Genomic DNA, 18,998 nt, shown 5'->3' with positions numbered 1-18,998 from the left:
TTTTATTTTAATTAAAACGTCGAATGTTTCGTCATTATTGAATTTGCTTTGATAATTTATGTTATCCAAAGCGAGTTGTGTTGCTTGCTATTTATGATGACCTCATGACGTTAATAATTTTATAATCATTAAAATGGATACAGTTTTATGAATTTAGTGAAACCGTCTGTTGCCATTATGGTTGCAGCTCTACAACTCGCGTCTTCTGCCTATGCGCAGACAAACAATAACGAAGAACTTCAAGATATGTCTGACCCACTTGCGGTATACACCCAAGCTGGCTTTGGTATTACTGATAAAGGCGCGAACATCAAAATCGGTCAAACTTACCAATCTAGCCAGCCTGGTACCATGGCGATGAACATCATTGAAATGAAAGGCATTGGTGGTGAGCTATTTGGCATTCGCGACAATGACGATCCAATATATGCCAACGTTGATGACAGCATTGACTCTTTCCGACTACGTAATTTCCAAGTAGAAGTCGCAAAAGGTCTAGGCCGTCAATTAGATGTAAACTACGACGTTGATAACGATAAATTAGATGCATCTTATAGCTTTATTCAAGGTCTACCTAAGTTTGGTATGTTGCAGCTATTTCCTTTAGCTGGTGCGGGTGTCACTATTGCTAATGATTTTAGTGGTGATGACAAAGGTTATGAAATTCCAGGTACTTTCACTGTTGTGGGTATGTACTCAAAAATTGAATTAACCGATAAAATCTGGATTAACTACAACCCAATGTATATGCATACGTTGTCAGGGTCTAGTCAATATAAAGATACTTATTACGCGGGTGAAGATAATATCTTAACTCATGAGTTTGCGTTGTCTTATCAAATTAATCCTCGCGCAAATATTCGCTACTTTGCAAACTGGAATGAGCACGTTAATTTCGGTGATGGTGATCATCGTATCGAATTTAACTACCAATTCTAACTCCCTCGTTTATTTCCAGAATAGAAAGTGTGTTTATCCATATATTTAAATGTTTAGGATAGGGCACTTTCTACATAAAGTAGGTTTATCATGAAAGCCAAATATAAATTTGCGTTGGTATCTATTGCTATATCTTCTGCATTACTATCAGGATGCAAAACTGGCGATATCGCAACGAAAACTGCCCAAGCACCCTCTGTTGAAACCGTTACTCTAACCGAAACAAAAATCACTCCTTATCATACTTTTATCGGTCGAACTGAAGCGGTAAATGACGTTGATATTATGCCTCGAGTCGGTGGCGAATTAACCGCGATTCATTTTAAAGATGGCGATATGGTAGAAAAAGGCCAATTGCTGTTTGAAATCGACGACCGTCCTTACAAAGCGGCACTGGCGTATGCAAAAGCGTCGTTGCAAAAAGCAAAAGCGCAACTCGTTCAAACTACGCGTGATGCAGAACGTCTGAAGAAACTCATCAAAGATAAAAGCATCAGTGAGCAGCAATACGATGACGCCATTGCCGCGCAAGCCGCAGCGATTGCTTCGGTAGAAGAGGCGAAGGCGACGCTGGTTTCAGCAAGGCTCGATCTTGAATTTAGCTCTGTGCGTGCTCCTTTCTCTGGTCGCGTGGGTTTCAGCAACTTCCGAGTGGGTGACCGTATTTCGAAAATTCAACTCGTTCCTCTTGTTTCGATCACTCAAGTAGACCCAATTCGCTTTGGCTTTGATGTGGATGAGAAGCTCTACCGCCGCGTAAGAAGTGCGATTGATGTGGCTCATCGTAACGATGACAAACTGGATGTTGATTTAACACTGACGCTTTCAGACGGTTCATTGTATCCGCTTGATGGCAAGATCTACGCCGTTGGCAATAAGATCGATTTAGAAACAGGCTCAATTCGAGCAGAAGCACAATTCGATAATCCAACTTACGCGCTTATGCCGGGTGAATATGGCAACTTGACCATCAAGCTGCGCAACAAAACCATTGATGGTTTGCTTATCCCATCGGCGGCTGTTCAGCAAGACCAAGCGGGTGACTACGTCATGGTGGTTGGTGATGATCACGTGGTGTCACGTCGTAACGTTGAACTCGGTCAGACCTACGGTGTGAAACGTGCTGTGCTGACTGGCTTGGCGGCTAACGAAAAAGTCATCGTCAATGGTCTACAAAAAGTGCGTCCGGGTGCAACGGTGAAAGACGTTGAACTACAGAGTGAACAAGGCTGAGTGAGTACTGATGTTAAGTAAATTTTTCATTCACCGGCCGAAGTTTGCTTTGGTGATCTCACTGGCGATGACATTGATGGGTATGATCGCCCTGAAAGTCTTGCCAATTTCTGAGTATCCTCAAATCTCTCCAACGGTAATTACGGTGAGCACCATGTATCCGGGTGCAAACGCGGACGTGGTTAAAAAGACCGTAGCACAACCGATAGAAGCCAAAGTCAACGGCGTTGAAGACATGATTTACATGTCTTCTGTGATTGGTAACGATGGCTCATACACATTGCGTATTTACTTCCGAGTGGGCGCAGATGGCGATATGGCGCAGGTTCGTGTGAACAACTTGGTGGCACAGGCGACGTCGTCTCTACCACAAGAAGTAAACCAAATCGGTGTGACGGTTAAGAAGAAATCTTCCGACATGCTGGGCGTTATCACACTGCGTTCTCCGAAACAGTCTCACGACAGTATCTACCTTTCTAACTACGCGGATCTCAATATTGTCGAGCGTCTAAAACGTATCGAAGGTATGAGTGACATTACGCTGCTGGGTAAGAAAGACTACTCAATGCGTATTTGGTTAAACCCAAATAAACTGGCTACCTTGAAGCTTTCTGCTAGCGATGTTATTGGCGCAATTAAAACGCAAAACATCCAAGTGGCGGCGGGTAAGATCGGTGGTATGCCAGCTCCAGGTGATCAGCAATATCAATATGTTTTGCAAACTAAAGGTCGACTCACTTCTGCGGAAGAGTTCGAGAACATCATCATTCGTGCGAGCAAGAAAGGTTCTTTGATTCGCTTGAAAGATGTGGCTCGTGTGGAAGTTGGTGCACAAGGTTACGAAGCTGATGGTCGTATGAATAACGAACCAGCCGCCGTTCTGGCCTTGTACCAGTTACCGACCGCGAACGCGCTAGACGTGATGGAACGCGTGAAAGAGGCCATGACAGAGTACGAAAAATCGTTTCCTGATGATTTGGTCTATGACATCGCTTATGACTCTACTGAATACGTAGAGACGTCGATTGATGAAGTTTACGAGACGCTGGTGATTGCGGTACTTCTTGTCACCTTCGTTGTGTACGTTTTCTTGCAGAACTGGCGAGCGACCATCATTCCAACCTTAGCGATTCCGGTTTCCATCATTGCGACGTTCGCAATCATGGGCGTGATGGGCATGACCATTAACACGATCTCGTTGTTTGGCTTGATCCTCGCCATCGGTATCGTGGTGGACGATGCGATCATCGTGGTAGAGAACGTGGAGCGGGTTATCCATGAAGAGCATTTAGACCCGATTCCGGCCACGATCCAAGCTATGAAAGAAGTGACGGGGCCAGTATTGGCAACAACGCTTATTTTGTTGGCGGTATTCGTACCGGTTGCGCTATTGCCGGGTATTTCCGGTCGAATGTTCAACCAGTTCGCAGTCACCATCTGTGTGTCGGTGCTGATCTCTGCGATCAACGCATTAACGTTAACGCCAGCGCTTTGTGCGTTGATGTTGAAATCTACTCACTCGCAACCTATTGCGCCTTTGCGTGCGTTTAATCGAGGTTTTGAAGCAATAACGCGCAAATACCAAGGTTTAGTTGGCTTCTTGAGCCGTCGTATTGTGCTGAGTATCGGTGTGTATGGCGCGCTTATTGCGGTGCTGGCATTTGCGTTCATGACCGTACCTTCCTCTTTCGTACCAAACGAAGATAAAGGCGTGTTCATGGTCGAAATGCGTTTGCCAGACGCAGCAGCATTGCAGCGTACTGCACCATTAATGAAGAAGTACGTTGATGAGCTAAAACAGATGGAAGGTGTGGAGAACGTGGTTTCGGTTGCGGGCTTCTCGGTAATTAACATGGCGTCGATTCCAAACTCGGGCATGTTGATCATCAAACTGGATAACTGGAGCAAACGTAAAGACCCTGAGCTACACCAACGCGCGTTGATGAATAAAGTTAACCAAATGCTGAACTCAACGCCAGATGCCGCTTCGTTCGTTTTCGCGACGCCGGCAATCAAAGGTATGGGGGCGGTGGATGGTTTCAACCTTGTGTTGCAAGACAACTTAGGTCGTTCTCCACAAGAATTGGCAAAAACAACCGCTGATTTTGTTGCCCAAATCAACCAACAGCCAGAAGTGGCGCGTGCGTTCTCGATTTTCCGTGCGAACATTCCGCAACGATACATCGATATTGACCGTGATAAAGCGATTTCAATGGGCGTACCGTTGAATGGAATCTTCAGCACACTGCAAGCGCAGTTGGGCGGCGCATACATTTCTGACTTCAACTTGTTTGGCCGTTCGTATCAAGTGAAAGTGCAAGCAGAAGAACAATACCGTGACAACATCGACGACATCGACCATCTGTTTGTTCGTTCAAACTCTGGAAAAATGGTGTCACTGGCAACGCTAGTGAAAGTGAAGCCGATCTTTGGCCCTGATACCTTGTCGAACTACAACATGTTCAGTTCTGCAACCGTGAACGGTGCGCCAGCGCCAGGTTACAGCTCGGGTGATGTTGTAAAAGCCATTGAAAAACTGGCTGCGGAATCTTTGCCAAGTGGTTACTCATACGAGTGGTCAGGCATGACTTACCAAGAGATGAAAGCAGGCAACATGGCGCCGATCGCGTTCGCATTGTCTTTGCTGTTCACATACTTGTTCTTGGTGGCTCAGTACGAAAGTTGGACCATTCCTGCAGCGGTAATGATGGCGGTTCCAGTCGCGATTCTCGGCGCAATGGGCACGCTACTGCTGGTGGGACAACCGTTCGACTTGTACGTGCAGATTGGTGTGGTCATCTTGATCGGTATGTCCGCCAAAGTGGCGATTCTTATCGTGGAATTTGCCAAAGTTCTGCGAGAAGAAAAGGGCTTATCCATCATTGATGCTGCCAAAGAAGCTGCTCGAATCCGTTTCCGTGCAGTACAGATGACCGCATTTGCCTTCATCTGGGGGGTATTCCCGTTGGTGATTGCATCGGGTGCCGGTGCGGCATCTCGTCACTCACTGGGCTTTGCAGTATTCGGCGGCATGATTCTCTCTACGTTTGTAGGCACGTTACTGACGCCAGTGTTCTTCGTGATGATGCAATCTCTGCGCGAGAAGTTTAAGCGAAAGAAACCCACTGAACTTGAGGTGAGCGAGCAATAACGCTGATTTCAACTGACTGACTCCACAACACCCCCACGCTGTGTGCGATTGGCCAATGCCTTTCATTGATATACAACCACCGTCGCAGCGTGGGTTCCCCTAACAATAATAGGTTTTAGCATGAAAAATCTTTCAAAAATCGTCGTAGCGAGCTCTCTACTGACGTGTGCTGCTGCGCAAGCGGGTGGGTTATACCTTTATGAAACTACAGCATCGGATATTGGTCTGGCATCCGCTGGTATGGCGGCTCGTGCGCAAGATGCCTCAGTAATGGCAGCAAACCCGGCTGGTCTGGCGAATGTTTCTGGTAAATCTTTCTCTGGTAACCTGATTGGCCTTTACGGTGACGCGCAACTAGACACGATGACTAGCGATGCGGGCAACGTGATTGGTTTTGTTCCTATGGCGTCGGCATTTTACAGCCAACAAGTGAACGACAAATGGACGCTGGGTATTGGTCTGTATGGCAACTACGGCCTTGGCCTCGAGTACGAAGGTCTTTTGAATAATCATTTAGATATTCCTACAGCAACGACGCAAGCCTTAACCATTCAACCTTCCGCTTCTTACCGCATCAATGATCACTGGTCTGTGGGTGCGGCGCTTGGCATTCAGTACGGTATGTATGAAGTGGAAACGAAGGGAGCCCTGAACTTCAATGACGAAGACCAAGATACTCAGGTCAACGGTCGAGTAGGTGTGCTTTATGAGGCAACACCAGGCACTCGTCTTGGTCTGTCTTACTCTTCTGAAACCGAATTTGAATTCGACAATAGTAACTCCATTGCTCCGCAACAACTGATCTTCAGTGCTTACCACGAAGTGAATGATGACCTAGCGGTGATGTGGAACGTGAACTGGCAAGACTGGAGCGAATACACAACCACGCTGAACGTAGAGACACAAGACACTTACCAAATCGCATTGGGTACTCAGTACAAACTGAATGAAAAAATGATGTGGAATGCAGGTTTTGCATTCGATACCAGCATGTATGAAAGTCAATCAAACGGTGACATTACCGTTCCTACTGGCAAGGCGTACCGCATTGGTACAGGCATTGATTACAAATTGGATTCAGAAAACTCAATTGGTTTCGCGTTTGAAGCGATCTTGATGGAATCGTCAGAAACGCCACGCTTACAAGCTGGTTTTGATGGGCCTGCTCTGTACTTCATGAGCATGAGCTACAACTGGAAAAACTAATCATTCCTAATCGCTAAAACGCCTTCCTTACAGGCCATTCTACCCTAACTACCTGCACTGGATGCTGTCACACCATCTAAGGTAGTTAGGGCGCTTTTGTCACATCCAGTGAGTGATGATTCAAAAAATATCTGCGCAGCTAAGTGCGGGTATTCAACATCTCAAAGGACTAAAAAATGAAAAACAAACTAGCGTTAGTGTGTACGACTTTGTTGGTCAGTACGCTGGCTCATGGTGCCGAGCATCGAGTAAAAGACAATAAAAACAAGTTGGCGGATGACCCAACAAAAGTCATCACGAAATTTGGCGCGTCGTACGCAAACAACTACGATTTTGATGATCAAAACATCTCATTCTCGGGCTCACTTGCGCTTGACCAAGCGCGCAAAATCAACCTGCGTATCAATGATGATGCGAGCGAGTGGCGTATTGGTGGCTCGTGGTTGTTTCCGGTCGGTATCGTGAACTTCAACTTCGGTAAAAATGAATACGTAAACGGCGCGGATCAAACCAACTACAGCGTTGGTACCTTTATGCCGCTAAGTTATTTCGGGATTGAGCCAGCAGGCTTCCAAATTTTCCCAATGGCAGGCTATACGTACAACACTGGTGATGTTCCTGTTTGTGACGGTGCAGAAAGTAGTCTCTGTAGCGAGCCTAACTTTACGGGTACGCCAAGTGCAGAGAATGGCTTCAATATGATGAGCTCTTCAGGCAGTAGCGGTTACGTTGGTGCATTTGCGCTGAAATCGTTTACCAAAGAGCTGACGTTAATCAGCTTCGCAGCAGGCACTTACGGCTCAGAAAACAGTGAAGGAGAGAACTACAAAGGCTTCTTTGGTGGTATTGGTCTTGGTTACCTCGTGAGCAAACGCCACTCTTTTAACGTAATGACGTTTGTCATGGACAACAACACCTATTTGGATGAAGCAGACAAGCGCATCGTATTATCATATCAATATCAATTTGAATAAATAAAAACGCAGCCCAAATAGCTGCGTTTTTACTTTGATAGAATGAACTAGTGAATTGAGTTGTTTTCTTCGATCTTTTTCTGGTACTGGTGTTTTAATATATACATGCGCTTAACATCGCTGTAAGCGCCGTTAATAAAGTATTCTTCTACAAGGTGACCTTCTTCGATAAAGCCGCACTTTTTGTATAAGTGAATAGCGACTTCGTTATCCACTGCGACTAATAAGTAGATTTTACGTAGATTAAGAATTGAGAATGAGTAATCTAACGCACGATTAATCATCTCTGTCGCATAACCTCGGCCTTGATGCTCTGGGGCGATGATTATCTGAAATTCCGCGCTGCGGTGAATGTAGTTAATCTCGATCAGCTCAACTAAGCCAATTACGATGCCGTCTTCATCTTCGACGACAAAACGCCTTTCAGCGTCATCATGTATATGTTTTCGATAAAGTTCTTCGAGCTCGTCATAAGATTCGTAAGGCTCTTCGAACCAGTAGGCCATGATATTTCGGTTGTTATTCAGTTCATGAATAAAGCGCAAATCAGAACGCTCTAATGCACGCATTTTTAGGCCTTTCTTCATCATTTTTCTCCAATGAGGGCGGAGAATACCTCCGCACTTGATGCTAGAAAATATTACCGTATTTCACAAGAATCGCGCATCTTTTTTTGGAAAATATCCTGTGATTTTCAATGTGGAAACTTAGAGTTCACGACAAATATAAATTAATCTTTACGATAAAAAACTCGATTAGGTGCTTTGCCTAATATCGTATTAAATACCGCGCAACGACTTAGTGTCTTAATCTAAACAAACAAGGTATTCAATATGTTTTCAATCGGTGACGTAGTAGTAGCGACTAAAGGTATCGATCTTGGCGAAATGGTTGTTACAGGTTTAAGCAGTGGCGGTTTTTACACACATGTAAAAGCAGGCGAAAAAACACTAACTTACCCAGCTAAAGATCTTAAGAAAGCATAATTAAATTTGCTCATTCTTATTTTTAACTGGCTTAAAGTTCGTATTAGTTATTTTAAGCGGGTTAGAGTCGATAAAAGGTAGCGCAATGAGTCGCTACCTTTTTTTATTTTTTCTACCTTTCTTCACCAATATGAAACTCAACGCGATTTCTTCCGGTTTCTTTTGCCTTGTAAAGTGCTAAGTCGGCGCGTTTAACGAGTGGTTCAAATGAGTCGTCGAGACGACAGACTTGAGTTACCCCAATACTCGCGGTGAAGCTCATATCACAACCTGAATGTTGAACGGTCGTCGTTTCTAGTGCATTACGAATCGTTTCTAATGTGTCTAGAGCTTGCTGTGATGAGCGACTTCTTAATACGATGGCAAACTCTTCACCGCCAACTCTGGCAAGTAAGTCACAATCAAGTAGATGACTTTTAATAGTATTAACTGCATGGATCAGTGATTTATCGCCTGCGTCATGACCAAATCGGTCATTGAGGCTTTTAAAATTGTCGAGATCTAAAATAGCAACATGGAAGTCAATGCCCTGGGTTCGGTATTCATTTAGGCGGCTTTCGATTTGTCGCATGAACTCTCTGCGGTTTGGAATACCTGTTAGATCATCCGTCGTGGCGAGGTGTTCCATTTTCATAATCTGTATATGAAGGGCAATGTTTAAAGCAATCCAATTAGCGATGCACTGAAGCTGTGCCGCTTGTTCGTTTGTGTAAATGTGCGTTTGATGATGCGCAACATTAAGCGTTCCTAGGCAGACTTTACCGTGCATTAAAGGCGCGTCCATACACGTACCCATACCATTGGATGCGAGCATCACACAATCGATCTCATCAGATTGCGTAACATCGTCGCAGATCATCAGTTGTTGCTTTTTGAACACTCGGCCAACAAACGCTTGATGAATGGGCACTAAAAATTCAGCGGGAATCGCTTTACTACCAGAGAAAGAGTAGACCTTTAAATGATCATTGTTTTCATAAAGTGTGATACTCGCACGGTCAGAATTAAATATACGATTTATCCATTCTGCCACCGTATCAAGTACTTGCTGTAGTGTTTCCGATTGAGCTAAAAAGTGAACAAACCCTATCGGCATACATATCGGACTTTCCATGTTTTGCATCGATAAGTCATCAGGGTTAAAAGTTCTTTCAAGTCTCAATAGACATCTCCTTGGCAATGTTGCAAATACCAACAATAAATTACGTGAAGCTATTTTGTAGAAAATGTGCTTCTTGGTAAGAGTATGGTTCAATTATCGCCGTTTGTGTGCATTTGGTTGCTTAATGTGGGCGTTAACTCACCCTAAATAAGTAAATCTTATACCTATTTATAAGTAAGTCATTACTCAATAAGTGGTGTTTTTAAGATGGAAGTACAGAATGAGCCCTTCTGGAAGAGAAGGGCTAGAAAAGGATACAAATAGGGTTAGGTGAGTGGTGACTTAATTGTCTTTGTACTTTTGTAAAATCAACTGACTTATCTGCGCAACGAGTTGGTCCCTAGCTTGAAGTGAGAGCTCGGTTTCTGTGACATAAATACTAATGTAAACAGGTCGATGATTTTCCTTCCATATAATCGCGTTAATGCCACGCGAACCATGACCTCCCGCACCAGAACGGTCTGCAATAGACCAACCTGTTGGTAATACAGAACGCATTAACGAGTCTGAAACTTTGTTGTCCTGCATCCAGATTTTTAATTGTACACGAGACTCATAAGACAACGTTTCGCCTTCGATCAAGGTTCGCAGAGTGTTTAGTATGGCGTTAGGTGTGGTTGTATCGCGGCTGTCGCCTGGTGTGGCTTCGTTCAAGCGAGGTTCTATTCTGTCTAGGCGCGTTGCTTTATCTCCAATTGTTCGCAGAAACATTGTTACGGCTTTAGGGCCGCCAATTTCATTTAATACCAAGTTGGCTGCAGTATTATCACTCATTAACATAGCGGCTTCACACGCGTGCTCTATGCGTGTGTTTTGGCCTGCGAGCTTATCCATCACTGGAGACCATACAACGATACTGCGCTCATCGACTTTTGCGGTCGCATTCTTACTTAGCTTACCGCTGTCCATATCACTTAGCATTTTGGCACAAGCTAGGGTTTTGAATGTGCTCATGAGTGGGAAGCGTTCATCGCCACGGTAGTCCCAACGCTCGTCTGCTTGGGTATCCCAAACTGACACCCCAATTCTGCTTGAGGTTTGTTGCTCGAGGAGAGAAATGTCCTCATTCAGTTGGGACGCGTAACTTAGGGTTGAGCAAACCATTAGCCCAGCCAACAAAAATAACTTTTTCATGGATCGTGTTCTTCAATTTTAGTTTTAGTTCGCACCGTAGCGATGTCACGTAAACTATAACGAGCCAATACTCTAAACACTGTTAAATCTATGTCTATTTTATGTAGGATTCTTTGCAATACGCTTATACGGTCTCAATATGAGGAGAAGAGTGTTGCTATCAAGGCCCGTAGTTTGGCTTATATATTACGTCGGTGATTCGGTCATAAAAATATCTTAGCGTGAGACACTGGCTCAGAATTTCTTATCATGAGCTAACGAATAGTTTGATCCAGAGAAATAAAAGGAGCTGAATCATCAGCTCCTTTGTCTAGTTGGATAATTACTTACAGTTCAATCTTTTTAACCATGCCCGATTCTGCATGGCCCGGAATGTTGCACGCGAACTCAACCTTGTTGTCACCGTGGAAGTGCCACAGTAATTGCTTCGCTTTACCTGGTTCTACCGTAACTGCGTTGCCTGAGTCATGCATGTGATCGCCACTCATTGTCTTCATCATTTCGCGATGTTCTAGCTGCTCTTTAGCCGAACCAATCGTAAACTCGTGGTTGATCTTACCTGTGTTCATGACTACAAACTGCACCACATCGTTTGGCTCAATCTTAACGTCTTTCTTGAACTTGATGGTCATGTCATCACCCAAGATAACGTGTACCACTTTGTCTGGCTTTGCCCCTTTTGCTGGCATACCAACAGTCGACATGCCCGGCATATCCATCATGTTTGAATGGTCCATTTTACTGTGGTCCATCTTCATGCTGCCGTGGTCCATATTTTCATGCTTCATGTTGCTATGATCCATGTTCGCGTGATCCATGTTTGAATGATCCATTTGGGCAAACGCAGTCGTTGTTGTTAGGGCTATAGCAAGAGTGATTAGTGTCTTTTTCATTTTTATATCCTTGTTTTAATTCATTAATAACTTGGTTGCTTCCCCTCAAAACGACATGTTTGAGGGGAAGGTAGGGATTAAGCGTTGTTGTTTACATCACTAGCTTGGTGATTAGTTGCATTGCTTTGGCGCAACTCGCGTTGTTTCCACAGCTTGAAGATGGCTGGAAGTACCAACAGCGTCAGCAGCAGTGCTGATGCCATACCACCAATCATTGGTGCGGCGATACGTTGCATTACTTCTGATCCTGTACCTTCGCCGTACATGATCGGAATCAGACCAATAATGACCGTTAGTACCGTCATCATTACTGGGCGAACACGCAGGCCTGCACCTTCACGAATGGCATCGGTTAAGTCTTTTGCCTCAAGCTTCTGTTGGCTCTCTTCCGCATCGAGTTTTTTGTAGTGCCATGCTTGGTTGAGGTAGACGAGCATGATGACCCCAATTTCAACCGCGACGCCTGCTAGGGCAATAAAGCCGACCCCAACGGCAATCGAGAAGTTGTAGTTGAGGATATGCATGAGCCATAAGCCACCGACCATAGCGAGCGGTAGCGTAAGCATGATGATCATTACTTCGCCGACACGACGGAAGCTGAAGTAAAGCAGCAGCATAATGATGGCGATGGTGATTGGTACCACGACACTCAAGCGGTCTTTCGCACGCTCCATGTATTCGTATTGACCAGACCAAGCCAGCGAGTAACCCGCAGGAAGTTCCAATTGATCAGCAACAACCTGTTGTGCTTCTACGACGTAAGAGCCAAGGTCACGACCATCGATGTCGACAAATACCCAGCCGTTCGGGCGTGCGTTTTCCGTCTTGATCACCGGAGGGCCGTCTTCGTAACGAATGTCCGCTACGTCAGCCAGTGCAATACGAGCGCCATTTGGTGTCACTAACGGTAAGTTTTGCAATTTTACCACTGAGTCACGGTAGTCTTGTGGGTAACGAACGTTGATTGGGTAACGCTCCAAGCCTTCGATGGTTTCACCCACATTCATGCCGCCAACCGCGGTGGAGATCACCTGCTGAACGTCTTTGATGCTTAAGCCATAACGCGCTGCGGCACGACGTTTAATGTCGATCGTGACATAACGACCACCTGCTACACGTTCTGCGTAAACCGATGCCGTGCCTTGTACGCCATTAAGAATTGGCTCTAGCTGAGAACCGATCTTCTCAATCACTTTCAGATCAGGTCCGGCGATCTTAATGCCGATAGGGGTTTTGATGCCCGTTGCCAACATGTCGATACGCGTTTTGATCGGCATTACCCAAGCGTTAGTAAGACCAGGGAACTGAACCAGCTTGTCGAACTCTTTGCGCAGTGACTCGGTTGTTACCCCTTCACGCCATTGGTCCCGTGGCTTCAACTGAATCACGGTTTCAATCATGGTGAGTGGCGCTGGATCGGTTGCGGTCTCAGCTCGGCCAATTTTGCCCCATACGGTTTTCACTTCTGGAACGGTTTTGATCAGCTTGTTGGTTTGTTGTAGAAGCTCGCGCGCTTTACCAATTGAGATACCCGGATAGGTCGTTGGCATGTACATCAAGTCGCCTTCATCCAGCGGCGGGATGAACTCGCTACCCAGTTTACTGGTTGGGTAGTAAGCCGATGCCATTAGACCTAATGCGATAACAATCATGGTCTTAGGGTATTTTAAGCTGGTGTTCAACAGCGGGCGGTACAGCGCGACCAAGCCGCGGTTAACCGGGTTTTTGTGTTCCGGTAACACCTTACCGCGAATGAAGTAGCCCATAAGAACAGGGACGAGTGTGATCGCCAAACCTGCTGCCGCTGCCATGGCGTAAGTCTTAGTGAACGCAAGCGGCGAGAACATCTTGCCTTCTTGGCCTTCTAAGGCGAACACCGGTACGAAGCTAAGAGTAATGATCAGCAATGAGAAGAACAGCGGTGCGCCAACCTCTTCTGCGGCTTTGCCAAGTACTTGCCAGCGGTTTTTGTCGGTAAGTGGCGTTCGTTCAATGTGCTTGTGAACGTTTTCAATCATCACGATTGCACCATCTACCATGGCACCGATGGCAATCGCAATACCACCCAAAGACATGATGTTGGCGTTGATGCCTTGCCAATGCATCACGATAAACGCACTAAGAATGCCAACCGGTAGACTCAGAGCGATAACCAATGAAGAACGAATGTGGAATAGGAACAACGCACACACAATCGCAACGACGATGAACTCTTCTGCAAGCTTCTTCCATAGGTTTTCTACCGCTGAATCGATAAGGGTAGAGCGGTCGTAGGTTGCCACAATTTCTACGCCTTCTGGTAGGCTGCGTTGTAGGTCTGCAAGTTTGTCTTTGACTTTCGCAATCACTTCACTGGCGTTTTCACCAAAGCGCATCACGATAACGCCACCGACCGCTTCACCTTCGCCATTCAGCTCTGAGATACCACGGCGCATTTGTGGACCAAGGTTAATGTCTGCGATGTCTCCTAATAGCAACGGCGTGCCTTTCTCAGTGACTTTGAGAGGCAGTGATTTGATGTCTTCAATGCTGGTTAGGTAACCCGTGGTACGAACCATGTGCTCGGCTTCGGCCACTTCGATAACGGACGCGCCGGTTTCTTGGTTACCGTTTTGGATTGCCATGTTCACTTGTTGCAGGGTGAGGTTGTAAGCACGAAGCTTGGCAGGGTCAATCTGCACTTGATACTGCTTCACCATACCGCCCACGGTCGCAACTTCAGAAACGCCATCAACGGTTTGCAATTCGTACTTCAAGAACCAGTCTTGCAGGCTGCGAAGATCCGCCAAATCATGCTTGCCAGTTTTGTCTTGTAATACGTAGCTGTAAACCCAGCCCACGCCCGTTGCATCAGGACCTAGGGTTGGTTTTGCATTCGGTGGCAGCTTTGGTGCTACTTGGCTTAAGTACTCCAGCACGCGTGAACGTGCCCAGTACATGTCGGTATCATCGTTGAAAATGATATAAACGTAAGAGTCACCAAAGAAAGAGTAGCCACGAACTGTCTCAGCACCCGGCACGGCAAGCATGGCGGTGGTGAGTGGGTAAGTGACTTGATCCTCGACGACTTGAGGAGCCTGACCCGGATAGCTTGTCTTGATGATCACTTGCACATCAGAAAGATCCGGAATCGCATCAACAGGCGTATTCTTTACACTGTAAAGTCCGCCTAATACAAGGGCTAAGGTCGCGACCAACACTAGGAATCGGTTGCTCAGTGACCAACGAATAATAGCATTGATCATAATTAACCCTCGACGGCTGATGTTGCAGGAACTAGCTGTTTAAGAACGTAGTCAGATCCTTGTTTTTCAACTAGAAACCGAACTTTCTGTCCTTCTTCAAAACCCGATAGATCAACGTCTTCACCCACAGAGAAGTTCATCTCGCCAGCATCCCAGTTCCATTCTGCAACCGGTAGGTGGTTTAAGGTGATCATGCCAAAGTCGGCCATCAGCATGCTAATGTCACCAGTTAGCCAAACTTCTGCGGCAATGACGCTGTTGTCTGCCTTATAGTCGATGATTTGGTACTGACCCGACTCGGTCTTTTGCATTTCAAATTCGATAGCCTGACCTTTTTTCAAGTCACCCATTTCAACGCCATCTGCGAAAGTGAAGTTCATTACCATGCCCGGCCAATCCCACTCTGGTACCGGCTGGTGGTTGATGGTCAGCATTCGGTGATCTTTCATCACATCCGTGATCTCACCTTTAGCCCATGCTGTTTCTGCCGCTGCTTCTACACCATTGATGCGAGACAGATCCGCCGACTGGCTTGATTCAGAATCGAGCATGAAGTGAGATGAAGTAACGATCTTATCGCCTTGTTTAAGTCCTTGTAATACTTCGATTTGTTCGCCAGCTTCGCGGCCAACTTCAATTCGAGCTGAGCGATATTTGCCGTCGCCTTCAGCCAGAACAACGCGAGTCATACCGCCAGAGCGGATAACAGATGATTTAGGAATCGTTAACACTGCGTCGTCAGTGACAGGTTGTAAGGCAATATTGGCGAACATGTTTGGCTTCAATGCGCCATCTGGGTTAGGGAATTTAAGGCGCACACGCAACGTGCGTGTTTTCGGATCGAGGATTGGGTACACGTAATCTACGACACCTTGCCATTCATTGCCTGGAATCGCGTCAAGGGTCATCGTGGCTTGAGAACCCGCTTTCATCCAGTGCGCTTGACGCTCAAAGACTTCTGCATCAACCCAAACATTGTCCAAAGGACCTGCACTGATCACCGCTTGAGCAGGGGACAAATAGCCACCTTCACGCACGTTTAAGCTTGCGATAACACCATCAGCAGGTGCTTTAATTTCAATGGTTTGCGATGCTTTACCACTACGAGTAATGGATTTGATTTGAGCACGGTCAACACCAAGCGTTACCAAGCGTTCGGTCGCCCCTTTTACAAGACCTTTGCGGCCAGTGCGGTACGCATTCAGCAATTCTTCTTGTGCTTTAACCAGTTCAGGAGAGTAGAGCGTGAAAAGCACATCGCCTTTCTTCACTTTCTCACCCACGGCATTGATGTAGAGTTTTTCTACCCAACCTGCCACACGAACGTTGGTTTGCCATAACAGACTTTCATCAAAGGCAATATAGCCAACCGTTTCGATGCGTGGTGATAGCTGTTGCAGTGTCGCGTTTGCGGTTTTAACCCCGAGGTTGTTTTCTACTGAAGGGTCAATAGTCACTGTACCCGGTGCGTCTTGTTCACCGGATAGATCTTCTGCGTAAACCGGGATCAAATCCATGCCCATTGGGGATTTACCCGGCTTGTCGCGTTTGTAATTCGGATCCATTGGGGCAACCCAGTAAAGCGGATCATTAGAGCTTGCAGCAGATTCGCCACCCATCGCACTTATGTCATGAGTTGAGCCCGTAAGAAAATGATTAGCACCAAACCCTAAAGCACCACCAACAATCAGCGCGATGGTTGCAATTTTTAATGTTTTCATTGTTTTACCTTATTTTCCCCCTTCACATTTGACGCTACAGCGTTGTTGCCTGCTCTCGTTCACCCAAATCACATAGAAGATCCCTTAGTTTGTTAGGGAAAGTGCTCATGGGATTCTCTCGTTTGCCGCCTAGCTGTAGCCCCAACTGTCTTGGGGAATCACAAATTAATATGTCGAGATAGAGCGAGCTTCCGGTGAAGCCACTTGATAGTCGAAACCACCGAGTAGGGTGGCTAAATTGCTGTTTGCGATGTTGAGATCGGTCAGTAGACGTTGTTGCTCCAATTGCAGAGCCAACTCGTCAGTCGTGGCGGAAATCACATCGTTAAACTGCGCTGTGTTGTTTTGATAACCCCGCTCAACGGCTTGAATGCGCGCTTTCGCTTGAGGCAATAAGGTGGATTGATAACGTTCTAAACGCTGGGTTAAGTTGCCGCGATCAACCAGCAAAGTGTTCACCTTGGCATTCATCTGCGTTAGTAAGGTGTCTTTTTGCGATTGTGCCGCGCCAACTTGGTATTGAGCGGCAGCAAGATTGCGATCTTGGCGGTCACCTGTGAACAGTGGAATGTCCATGGTTAGGTAAGCGCTGACCAAGTCTGATGCTGGCTCACCCATCATGTTGTCGGCTTGGCGGTAGGCGTACATTACTTCGACGCCAAATTGTGGGTTGTAGGCTTGCTCAGCAATTTCCACCTGAGTTTTATTGGCAGAAATGCTGACGTCGGCCATCTTAACCATCGGGTGTTGGCTGAGTTGCTGATAATGCTTGGTGGAACCCTGACTCGCAGCAAGTTTGCTGTTCAGTGTGTCCCAATTAAGTTGATTGCTCGCGTGCAGAGCCTCTTCGTTCGCCAACCAATCTGACCCCAGCCATTCGGAGAGTTGAGAGATAAGACGACGTTGCATTTGTGCATTGGCTTGCAGTTTCTCATCCAACTTGCTGACTTGAAGTTGGGCGTTGAGCAGATCTTGCGCTTCACTCTTACCAATCGAATAGTTGGTTTGAATAAAGCTTTCCATTTCCTTCATCAACTTGCGGTTCTCAAGCATGATTTGCTCCGCGCGTTGCTGGTAACCAAGTTCTAACCAAAGTTGAGTCATGCTGTTGGCTACCTCAAGCTCACGAGCATGGACTTGAAGCCCAAGGCCGTCGGCTTGTTGATTGGCTTTCTTCTGCTGTAAATCAAGGGTAGAGCCACGCTCAAACTGTTGCATTAAACCAACGGAGATGTTGGTCATTGGGTCTTCATCGAATTTGAAGCTGTCGACAGGCAAGCCACCAAAACCCACTTTCAGTTTTGGGTCCATCAAGGTCGCACTCGCGACGCCCGTTTCACGCATGGCAGCAGATTGCGCAGAGTATTGCTTACGATTGCCATCGTTACTCAAAGCGACGTTGATCAGTTGGGTAAGCTTGGTCGTTGAAGCTCGCTCACTTGATGCGGAATTTTGCGCTGCGTGCGTCTCTTTTCCTGCGGCGTTAACCAAGGTAGGCGCAGCGACCAGAGCCACCATAAAAATAGGTGCAGCTAAGCGGTATGGTTTGATATCCATAATCTAAATCCAGTGTTCGCCGGATCGATGGAGGTGCGGATTTTATTGCGGGAACAGTAAAGCCTTGTTACCTCATCGTTCAGGCGCATTAAAACAACCTGCGATACACGCGCAGGGTCGAATGCTAGGACGGATTTAGGCTATAGGAGGTCGGTACAGGTCGCGGCTGACGTGTACGACTGGGGAAGCAACTTCAGGAGTAATGGTTGCGCGATAGACAACGGGCATTGGGCTATTGATAGGATTCGGTAGGGGGACGAAAACTATCGTACACGCGGCAGTGCAGCAGGTATGAATCATGCCAGAGCCTCCACCACAGTTCATGCTGGTTTCTCTTGCATCGCCATCTTCGGACATAGAACCGTCAGTCATGGAGACGTCCATCATGCCAGGCATACCGCAGTGTTCGCTGTCACTCATCATAGAAGGATGGTGAGCCATGCCAGTAGACATCATTTGAATATTCATCAACGGCTCACTGTTCGCCACACTAGATACCAATAGTACTAGCGTCGTGAAGAGAGTTAACCAGATTGTATGCAGCGATTTTAAGTGCATACCCTTTCCCATGTGTTTGATGAAAATGATGAAAACCCTTCGATTCTAAAGGTTAACCTAAGGGTAAGGTCAATCATTTATTACTCTTATTATCAAAATAGTCCAACCCTTCAGCTTTCGCACTTTCGAGGAAGTAAAACGTTTGTTAAACACCGAGTGTTGAAAGTTAGCGAAAGAAGCCCTCGCTTTTTATGACACGTGAAAAATGTGGTTTATAAGTTTTACATCACACTAACTTG

At 46.2% G+C, this 18,998-nt stretch carries 14 protein-coding genes; 6 read left to right on the top strand and 8 right to left on the bottom strand.

The window, feature by feature from the left end:
• The first annotated feature begins 147 nt into the window (after positions 1-147).
• From R7D93_RS01460 to R7D93_RS01440, 5 genes are all read left to right on the top strand, one after another.
• The gene (locus R7D93_RS01460) at positions 148-939 is read left to right on the top strand and encodes a hypothetical protein (protein WP_017635247.1); all 792 of its coding nucleotides are present in this window, start codon (positions 148-150) and stop codon (positions 937-939) included.
• A 90-nt stretch (positions 940-1,029) separates the two neighbouring features.
• Positions 1,030-2,172, top strand: a complete 1,143-nt coding sequence (gene vmeP / locus R7D93_RS01455; protein WP_225496339.1) for an efflux RND transporter periplasmic adaptor subunit VmeP — start codon at positions 1,030-1,032, stop codon at positions 2,170-2,172.
• Between the two features lie 10 nt (positions 2,173-2,182).
• Positions 2,183-5,323 carry an efflux RND transporter permease subunit VmeQ gene (gene vmeQ, locus R7D93_RS01450; protein ID WP_225496337.1) on the top strand — a complete coding sequence of 1,047 codons (3,141 nt, stop codon included), beginning with the start codon at positions 2,183-2,185 and terminating at the stop codon, positions 5,321-5,323.
• A 120-nt stretch (positions 5,324-5,443) separates the two neighbouring features.
• Positions 5,444-6,529, top strand: a complete 1,086-nt coding sequence (locus R7D93_RS01445) for an OmpP1/FadL family transporter (protein ID WP_225496335.1) — start codon at positions 5,444-5,446, stop codon at positions 6,527-6,529.
• Positions 6,530-6,705: 176 nt separating this feature from the next.
• On the top strand, positions 6,706-7,503 hold the full coding sequence (locus R7D93_RS01440) for a hypothetical protein (protein ID WP_005385112.1): 798 nt from the start codon (positions 6,706-6,708) through the stop codon (positions 7,501-7,503).
• Between the two features lie 47 nt (positions 7,504-7,550).
• Here the strand turns inward: R7D93_RS01440 and speG are convergent, their stop codons facing one another.
• Positions 7,551-8,090: a spermidine N1-acetyltransferase gene (speG, locus tag R7D93_RS01435; protein ID WP_005375417.1), complete on the bottom strand. Its 540-nt coding sequence runs from the start codon at positions 8,088-8,090 to the stop codon at positions 7,551-7,553.
• Between the two features lie 246 nt (positions 8,091-8,336).
• On the opposite strand from speG, the gene R7D93_RS01430 reads away from it, so the two are divergent.
• A complete protein-coding gene (locus R7D93_RS01430; RefSeq protein WP_005375418.1) occupies positions 8,337-8,489 on the top strand; it encodes a hypothetical protein in 153 nt (50 codons plus the stop codon).
• A gap of 112 nt (positions 8,490-8,601) precedes the next feature.
• Here the strand turns inward: R7D93_RS01430 and R7D93_RS01425 are convergent, their stop codons facing one another.
• The 7 genes from R7D93_RS01425 to R7D93_RS01395 form a co-directional block, all read right to left on the bottom strand.
• Positions 8,602-9,651 carry a sensor domain-containing diguanylate cyclase gene (locus tag R7D93_RS01425; protein ID WP_053303796.1) on the bottom strand — a complete coding sequence of 350 codons (1,050 nt, stop codon included), beginning with the start codon at positions 9,649-9,651 and terminating at the stop codon, positions 8,602-8,604.
• A 282-nt stretch (positions 9,652-9,933) separates the two neighbouring features.
• The gene (locus tag R7D93_RS01420) at positions 9,934-10,785 is read right to left on the bottom strand and encodes a carbenicillin-hydrolyzing class A beta-lactamase CARB-56 (RefSeq protein ID WP_017821520.1); all 852 of its coding nucleotides are present in this window, start codon (positions 10,783-10,785) and stop codon (positions 9,934-9,936) included.
• 326 nt (positions 10,786-11,111) lie between these two features.
• The gene (gene copI / locus R7D93_RS01415; protein ID WP_205391407.1) at positions 11,112-11,678 is read right to left on the bottom strand and encodes a copper-resistant cuproprotein CopI; all 567 of its coding nucleotides are present in this window, start codon (positions 11,676-11,678) and stop codon (positions 11,112-11,114) included.
• Between the two features lie 77 nt (positions 11,679-11,755).
• The gene (locus R7D93_RS01410) at positions 11,756-14,923 is read right to left on the bottom strand and encodes an efflux RND transporter permease subunit (protein ID WP_225496332.1); all 3,168 of its coding nucleotides are present in this window, start codon (positions 14,921-14,923) and stop codon (positions 11,756-11,758) included.
• Between the two features lie 2 nt (positions 14,924-14,925).
• Positions 14,926-16,644, bottom strand: a complete 1,719-nt coding sequence (locus R7D93_RS01405) for an efflux RND transporter periplasmic adaptor subunit (RefSeq protein ID WP_213867829.1) — start codon at positions 16,642-16,644, stop codon at positions 14,926-14,928.
• Positions 16,645-16,809: 165 nt separating this feature from the next.
• Complete coding sequence (locus tag R7D93_RS01400; protein ID WP_213867828.1) at positions 16,810-18,201, bottom strand: TolC family protein; 1,392 nt, start codon at positions 18,199-18,201, stop codon at positions 16,810-16,812.
• Positions 18,202-18,336: 135 nt separating this feature from the next.
• The gene (locus R7D93_RS01395) at positions 18,337-18,759 is read right to left on the bottom strand and encodes a hypothetical protein (protein WP_138939632.1); all 423 of its coding nucleotides are present in this window, start codon (positions 18,757-18,759) and stop codon (positions 18,337-18,339) included.
• Between the last annotated feature and the right edge of the window lie 239 nt (positions 18,760-18,998).

Source organism: Vibrio sp. YT-15, from assembly GCF_033337445.1.
In the GTDB taxonomy this organism is placed as follows: domain Bacteria; phylum Pseudomonadota; class Gammaproteobacteria; order Enterobacterales; family Vibrionaceae; genus Vibrio; species Vibrio alginolyticus.
Note: the sequence above shows the minus strand (reverse complement) of the source record. Positions and strands in the feature narration are given on the sequence as shown.